This is a genomic window from Bacillus sp. JJ1764 (genome assembly GCF_036962145.1).
Lineage (GTDB): Bacteria > Bacillota > Bacilli > Bacillales > Cytobacillaceae > Neobacillus.
Genome location: NZ_JBALNY010000163.1, coordinates 10997 through 18806, shown reverse-complemented (window position 1 = coordinate 18806; position 7810 = coordinate 10997). Strand labels below are relative to the sequence as shown.

At 43.5% G+C, this 7810-nt stretch carries 7 protein-coding genes; all 7 read left to right on the top strand.

Annotated features, from left to right (window positions below):
* A partial coding sequence (locus V7083_RS20005; RefSeq protein WP_335481229.1) for a thiolase family protein occupies positions 1–718 on the top strand: 718 nt, incomplete at its 5' end.
* Between the two features lie 117 nt (positions 719–835).
* Positions 836–2041: an acyl-CoA dehydrogenase gene (locus tag V7083_RS20000; RefSeq protein ID WP_335481227.1), complete on the top strand. Its 1206-nt coding sequence runs from the start codon at positions 836–838 to the stop codon at positions 2039–2041.
* 23 nt (positions 2042–2064) lie between these two features.
* Positions 2065–2838: an SDR family oxidoreductase gene (locus tag V7083_RS19995; protein ID WP_335481225.1), complete on the top strand. Its 774-nt coding sequence runs from the start codon at positions 2065–2067 to the stop codon at positions 2836–2838.
* Positions 2839–2869: 31 nt separating this feature from the next.
* The gene (locus V7083_RS19990; protein WP_335481223.1) at positions 2870–4039 is read left to right on the top strand and encodes a thiolase family protein; all 1170 of its coding nucleotides are present in this window, start codon (positions 2870–2872) and stop codon (positions 4037–4039) included.
* Positions 4040–4186: 147 nt separating this feature from the next.
* Entirely contained in the window at positions 4187–5857 is a 1671-nt protein-coding gene (locus tag V7083_RS19985; RefSeq protein WP_335481221.1) for a long-chain fatty acid--CoA ligase, read from the top strand.
* A gap of 62 nt (positions 5858–5919) precedes the next feature.
* The gene (locus V7083_RS19980) at positions 5920–6783 is read left to right on the top strand and encodes a branched-chain amino acid ABC transporter permease (protein WP_335481219.1); all 864 of its coding nucleotides are present in this window, start codon (positions 5920–5922) and stop codon (positions 6781–6783) included.
* On the top strand, positions 6783–7796 hold the full coding sequence (locus tag V7083_RS19975; protein WP_335481218.1) for a branched-chain amino acid ABC transporter permease: 1014 nt from the start codon (positions 6783–6785) through the stop codon (positions 7794–7796). Before V7083_RS19980 ends, V7083_RS19975 begins: the two co-directional genes overlap by 1 nt.
* Positions 7797–7810: the final 14 nt, after the last annotated feature.

Here is a 7810-nt window from a genome sequence, read left to right as displayed (position 1 = left end):
GCTTGGGATGGGGATCACCGCTGAAAATGTAGCGCAAAGGTATTCCATTTCACGTGAGGATCAGGATGCTTTTGCTTTTAAAAGCCAAAGAAAAGCGGCAGATGCCATCGCTAATAATCGTTTTGTAGAAGAAATTGTACCTGTAGAAATCAAAAATAAAAAAAGCTCATTTATCTTTGATAGAGATGAACATCCGCGTCCGGAAACCACCATCGACTCTTTAGCCATGCTCAGACCGGTTTTTAAAGACAACGGCACGGTAACAGCCGGAAACTCTTGTGGGAGAAATGATGGTGCTGCCGCGATGGTTATAATGTCTGCAGTACACGCGGAAAAACTAGGGTTACAGCCGTTAGCTAGAATCGTGGATTGGGCAGCAGTGGGTGTTGAACCGGAAGTTATGGGGATTGGTCCGGTTCCGGCAGTGCAGAAATTGTTAAATCGTACGAACATAACGCTTGAAGAGATTGATTTGATAGAATTAAATGAGGCGTTTGCTTCACAGTCCTTGGCGGTCATACAGGAATTAAAAGTGAATCCCGAAAAAGTGAATGTAAACGGAGGTGCGATTGCCCTAGGACATCCGCTCGGTGCAACCGGTGCCAAAATTCTTACCACTTTATTGTATGAACTGCAACGCAGAAATCAAAAAAGGGGTATTGCAACCCTTTGTGTAGGGGGAGGCCAAGGAATGGCCATCATGGTGGAGCGACTATAACCACGGAAAAATACCAAGAAAATTGACGAATACTAGCTATTGAATATTCTAAAAATTTTGATATTATTATAACTATTAACATACTAACTAGTTGGTATGTAAAGGGAGTGGACTGAAATGAATTTTAGTTATTCCGAAAAAGTAAAGGACCTTCAGAAAAAACTCATAGATTTCATGGATGAGTATATTTACCCGAATGAAAAACTTTATTATGAACAGCTGGATGCAAAAGATCCGTTCTCAAAGATCCCGTCCATCATGGAAGAATTAAAAGAAAAAGCAAAACAGCACGGATTATGGAATTTATTTTTACCGGAAAGTGAATATGGCGCAGGGCTCACAAATCTGGAATATGCCCCGTTATGTGAAATCATGGGCCGTTCCAGCATTGCCCCGGAAGTATTTAACTGTGCTGCTCCCGATACAGGAAATATGGAAGTATTAGTTCGATACGGCACAAAAGAACAAAAGGAAAAGTGGCTTCAGCCATTGTTGGATGGGGAAATTCGGTCTTGTTTTTCAATGACTGAGCCTGATGTAGCTTCCTCAGATGCAACCAATATTCAGGCCAGTATTATTCGTGATGGAGACGAATATGTCATCAATGGAACGAAATGGTGGTCCTCCGGTGCAGGTGATCCCAGATGTAAAATTGCCATTGTGATGGGTAAAAATGATCCGGATGCTCCTACATATGAGCAGCAATCTATGATTCTTGTGCCACTCGATACTCTTGGGGTAACCATTAAAAGAATGCTCCCTGTTTTTGGATATGATCATGCTCCGCACGGACATGCAGAGATAGAGTATAAAAATGTTAGAGTACCAGCTTCTCATATGCTTTGGGGGGAGGGAAAAGGATTTGCCATAGCCCAGGGGCGCCTAGGACCAGGGAGAATTCACCACTGTATGAGATCAATCGGTGCAGCGGAACGGGCATTGGAAGAGTTGTGTAAGCGCGTTCAAGAGCGTACGGCTTTTGGAAAAAAACTCTCCCAACAAGGCGTTATTCAAGAATGGATTGCTGATTCGAGAATTGAAATTGAACAGGCAAGATTGCTTACATTAAAGGCTGCCTATATGATGGATACTGCTGGTAATAAGGAAGCAAAAGGCGAAATCGCCATGATTAAAGTGGTTGCCCCTAATATGGCCTTAAAGGTAATCGACCGTGCGATTCAGGCGTTTGGTGCTGCCGGCGTCAGCGATGATGTTCCTCTCGCAGCTAGTTGGGCAAACATCCGGACCTTAAGACTTGCTGATGGTCCTGATGAAGTACACCGCCGCGCCATCGCCAGATATGAATTGAAAAAGTACCTATAAGATTGACTAGGGGGATATGACGGATGCATGTAAAAGAATTGTTTGATTTAACGGGAAAAACAGCATTAGTAACTGGCGGTGGCAGGGGACTAGGCCAACAAATTGCGGAGGGCTTAGCCGAGGCGGGCGCAAATATAGTGGTCTGTTCGAGAAAACTGGAAGCTTGTCAGGAAGTTAGCGAAGAGCTTAAAAGTCTTGGGGTTGAAAGCTTGGCATTTAAATGCGATGTCAGCAATCCGGAAGATGTAAATCATGTCGTCGAGCAAACGATGGAGAAATTTGGTCGAATCGATATTTTAGTCAATAATAGCGGGGCATCCTGGGGAGCACCTGTTGAAGAGATGCCGTTAGAGGCATGGCAAAAGGTCATGAATGTTAATGCAACAGGAACATTCTTAATGTCGCAGGCAGTTGGAAAAGTCATGATTGAGCAAAAATCAGGCAAAATCATCAATATTGCCTCTGTAGCTGGGATAAAGGGGTCTAATCCAAAAGTGATGAATGCAATCGGCTATAATGCCAGCAAAGGTGCTGTCATCACATTTACCAAGGATTTAGCTGTTAAATGGGGCGAGCATGGCATCTATGTAAATGCCATCGCACCGGGCTTTTTCCCGACTAAAATGTCTAAAGGGCTACTGGAGAAAGGTGGAAATGCCATCCTTGAAGGAACGCCGCTGCGAAAATTTGGTTCAGATACCGATATTAAAGGAGTCGCTCTATTTTTAGCATCGAAGGCTTCGGATTTCGTTACCGGCGATGTGATTGTTGTTGATGGCGGAGCGCATGTGATGTAGGTTTAATAGATTTCAAGGGAGGTTCAAAAATTTGAATAGAGATGCTGTGATTGTTTCAGCGGTAAGAACTGCAATTGGCCGACAAGGTGGAGCACTTGCGACAGTTCCGGCGCATATACTTGGTGCCGAAGTGATAAAAGAAGCTGTAAAAATAGCAAATATTGCACCTGAATGGATCGAGGACGTTATTTTTGGAAATGTGTTATCAGGTGGAGGAAACATCGCTAGATTAACAGCTTTGCAGACCGGGCTTTCGATTGAAATCCCTGGAATTACGGTTGATCGTCAATGCGGTTCCGGTATTAACGCAATCAATCTGGCTGCACAGGCAATCCGGGCAGGAGATGGCAACATCTTTATAGCAGGGGGGACTGAGAGTATGAGCCGTGCACCCTATTTAATGGATCGTCCGGATAAGCCATACAGTTCCGCACCACCAAGCTTTAAAAAATCTCAGTTGTCCCCAGCCGAAATCGGCGACCCGCCAATGGGAATCACCGCAGAAAATTTAGTGAAAAAATACGATATTTCAAGGGAGGAACAGGATGAATTCTCCCTAAGAAGTCAGCAGCGGATGGCAGTAGCCATGGCAGAGGGGCGCTTCGATGAACAAATTGTGCCAATCACCATTCCAGTTCGAAAGGGCGAACCAGTTGTCGTTAAAACGGATGAGCATCCAAGACCGCAAACGACTTTCGAAGGATTATCCAAGCTTCAGCCAGCCTTCTTAAAAGGTGGAACGGTTACAGCGGGCAATAGTTCAGGTTTGAATGATGCAGCCTCTGCACTTGTCATTATGTCTCGGGAAAAAGCGGAAGAGTTAGGTTTGCAACCATTAGCTGTAATCAGACAATATGCTGTCGCCGGGGTAGACCCAAATATCATGGGCATCGGGCCTGTTCCAGCAGTTCAAAAAGTCATGGAGAAATCTGGTCTGACATTGGATCAAATGGATGTTATTGAAATTAACGAAGCATTTGCGGCACAGGTGCTAGCCTGTAACCGTGAATTAGAAATGAACTTGGAAAAAGTCAATGTTAACGGGGGAGCCATTGCCCACGGCCACCCGCTTGGTGCTACAGGCGCCATTCTCACAACCAAAGCTTGTTATGAACTAAAACGAACCGGTGGCAGATATGCCCTTATCACAGCCTGTATTGGCGGCGGTCAAGGTATTGCAACCATTTTAGAACGCGAATAATCAGCCGGTGATTGTCACCAGTACCTACTTTCAAACCATTTAAAGGGGTATGAGAGTTTATTGGTGACTGTCACCATAACCATTTTGGAAACGCTATCATTCTAAAGGTGGCTAGCACTAAAAAATCATCAAAGGAGAGATGTGTTTGTGGTAAGTCTTCATTTTGCACATTGGCCGAAGATTTCGAAGTCCTTACGGGTGCCGGAAACTTCGCTTTATGATAATTTGCGGGTAAGCGCTGAGAGATATCCTGATCAGACTGCAATCTTTTATTACGGTGGTAAAATCTCGTACCAGGAACTGGACGAACAGGTAACAGCAATGGCAGGCTATTTGCAGCAGAAGCTTGGGGTAGAATCAGGTGAAAAGGTCTTGCTGTTTATGCAAAATTCCCCGCAATTTGTGATCGGATTTTATGCGATTTTGCGGGCTAATGCCGTTGTGGTTCCGATTAATCCTATGCTAGTAGCGGATGAACTAGAGTTTTATGTTCGAGATTGCGAGATTAAGGCAGCAATTGTGGGACAAGAATTATATGACCGTGTAAGCCCGCTTCTTAAAAGAACATCTCTAAGCAATCTATTGATTGCAGCCTATTCGGATTATATTGATGAGGGTTTTGAGGGGATGCTTCCAAAAGAGGTAGAGGCACAGCGAGCGGTCTTTTCATATCCAGAACACTTTCTTTGGAAGGATGCACTTGAAGCGAACTTGTCTCCATCTGAGCATACAGCAAAAGCTGACAATTTGGCAGTGTTACCCTATACATCAGGGACAACCGGACTCCCGAAAGGTTGTATGCATACCAATCGGACAGTAAACGCAAACACGGTTGGAGCCTACCACTGGTCGTCTTCAACTCCGAATGCCATCCACTTGATGAGCTTGCCGCTTTTTCATGTAACGGGGATGGTCCACAGTATGCATATGCCTATTTTCAGCGGAAGTACGATGGTCATTTTGACAAGATGGAATCGGGATGCAGCTGTTGAGCTTATTAAAAATTTAGGCTGCACGCACTGGGTGACAATTGCCACAATGATTGTGGATTTCTTGGCAAATCCTAATCTCCAAGCTGAAGATATTGCCTCGTTAACCTCTATTTCCGGTGGTGGAGCGGCACTTCCAGAAGCGGTTGGTGAAAAATTATATAACTTAACCGGGCTGAGATTCGTAGAGGGTTATGGCCTTTCTGAAACAATTGCCCAAACGCACTTTAATCCACCTGAACGGCCTAAAATGCAATGTCTCGGAATACCATCCTTTGATGTAGATTCCAGAATTATTGATCCTGCATCAGGAAAGGTGTTAGGAGTGAATCAGGTTGGAGAGATTATCGTAAATGGACCGCAAGTGATGATCGGTTACTATAATCGCGATGATGAAAATCGCAGCTCCTTTATCGAAATCGAAGGGAAAAAGTTTTTCAGAACAGGTGATATTGGCCGCTATGATGATGAGGGTTATTACTTCATTGTCGATCGAGTAAAGCGGATGATCAATGCCTCTGGTTTTAAGGTGTGGCCAACGGAGGTTGAGTCGTATCTTTACAAACATCCAGCCATTCAGCAGGCTTGTGTAGTGGGTGTACCCGATCCAAGAAGAGGTGAAACCGTTAAAGCATTCGTCATTTTAAATGAGGGGTATGAGGGATCAATCACAGCCGAGGAAATTATCGAGTGGTCGAAAGAACATATGGCTGCTTATAAATATCCAAGAATAATCGAGTTTAGAAAACAATTCCCAATGACTTCCAGTGGCAAAATATTATGGCGTACCCTGCAAGACGAGGAAAAGAAAAAGGCAGAAGTGAAATAATTCAAACCTATGGGGGCAGACCACAAAGGAGGCCCCCTTACATACAAAAAAGGGGGAGAGCTATGGAGATTCTGATTCAGCAGCTGTTCAACGGTTTAACCATCGGTAGTGTTTACGCTTTAGTTGCCTTGGGATTGACGCTCGTATATGGTATATTGCACATTCCCAATTTTGCGCATGGTGCTTTATATATGATGGGCGGATACATAACGCTAACAATGATGACCAAATACGGTCTCCATTATTGGTTGGCGATTTTTGTCTCCATTATCGCAGTCGGACTCATCGGAGTATTAATGGAACGTTTCGTTTTTCATCCGTTAAGAGAAGCACCGCCAATCCATGATAAAATTGCCGCAATTGGCATTCTCTTATTCCTCGAAGCCTTTGCTCAATATTTTTGGGGAGCGGAATACCAAAGTATGCCAACTCCTTATGAGAGAGTGGTTCAAATTTTCGGTCTCACTTTTACCATGCAACGGATTTTGATTGTCGTAGCCGCTATTGTGGTGATGATTCTGCTATATCTGTTCCTGAAAAAAACCTTTACCGGTTCTACTATTATTGCCATGTCCCAAAATCGTGAGGGTGCTAATTTAGTAGGGATCAATACAAATAAGGTTGCAATGCTCACCTTTATGATCTCAGGCGGACTGGCAGCGATTGCTTCGTCTTTATCAGCACCCATCAATCTTGTTTTTCCCGGGATGGGAAGTCTTGTTATTTTAAAAGCATTTGTCATTATTATTCTGGGCGGAATGGGCAGTATACCTGGAGCTATTGTGGGCGTCTATATTTTAGGCTTTAGTGAAAGTCTTGGCGCTACGTATATCTCCAATGATTATAAGGACATCATCGCGTTTGTTCTCCTTGTCATTATTCTGACCGTGAAACCAACAGGATTATTTTCTAAGGGGGGACATTAATGGCAAAATGGCTTAACAAACGAACCATCATTCTTATTCTAGTGTTATTCAGCATCAGTTTTCCTCTTGTTGTCCCTAACAGCTATTTTATTCACGTGATGACACTGGCGTTCATTTGGATGATCGGAGTCTACGGTTTAAATTTACTGGCAGGCTATACGGGATACCTGTCACTAGCGCATGCCGGATTCTTTGCCATTGGTGCCTATTCGTTAGGGATCCTCACGGTTAAACAACAAATGAACTTTTGGCTGGCTTTCATCCTGTCTTTGCTTATTACGTGCGCTATTGGATTCATAGTAGGGCTGATTGCATTACGTACAAAAGAGCATTTTTTCGCGATCTATACACTGTGTTTAGGTTATATTCTCTATCTCGTTATCGATAAATGGGAAACATTAACCGAAGGTGTGCGCGGATTAATTGGCATTCCTGCACCTGCAGCTATTGGCCCCATTACATTTGAAACAGAGATTTCCCACTACTATCTAGTCTTATTTTTCCTCCTGCTAGTTGTATTCATCATGTACCGAATCATCCATTCTTTGTCAGGCAGAACCTACATTGCGATCCGGAACAGTGAAGATTTAGCCCAGACCATCGGTATTTCCACCATGAAAAATAAATTAACTGTCTTTGTTTTATCCACCTTTTTTGCCGGTTTATCAGGAGCATTATACGCTTCTTTTGTGAGATTTATTGGTCCTGACATTGGCTCCATTACTATTACGTTTGATCTATTAACCTATTTATTGATCGGTGGAATTGGAACATTGAGCGGCCCACTTGTCGGAACTTTATTAATCGTTTGGCTATCACAGTTTTTACAAGATTTCCAGCAATATCGCATGTTAATCTTTGGCCCTGTCCTCACCTTGCTGGTCATTTTTTATCCTCGTGGGATCGTGGGGGCGGTTTCAAGTTTATTTTTGAAAAATAAACAGCTTCACCGTACGGCTAAAACGTCTGTGTTGAGCAAACAAACTCAAGAATTACAGTCCGATGAGGTTTAGCATGAGCTTTCTAG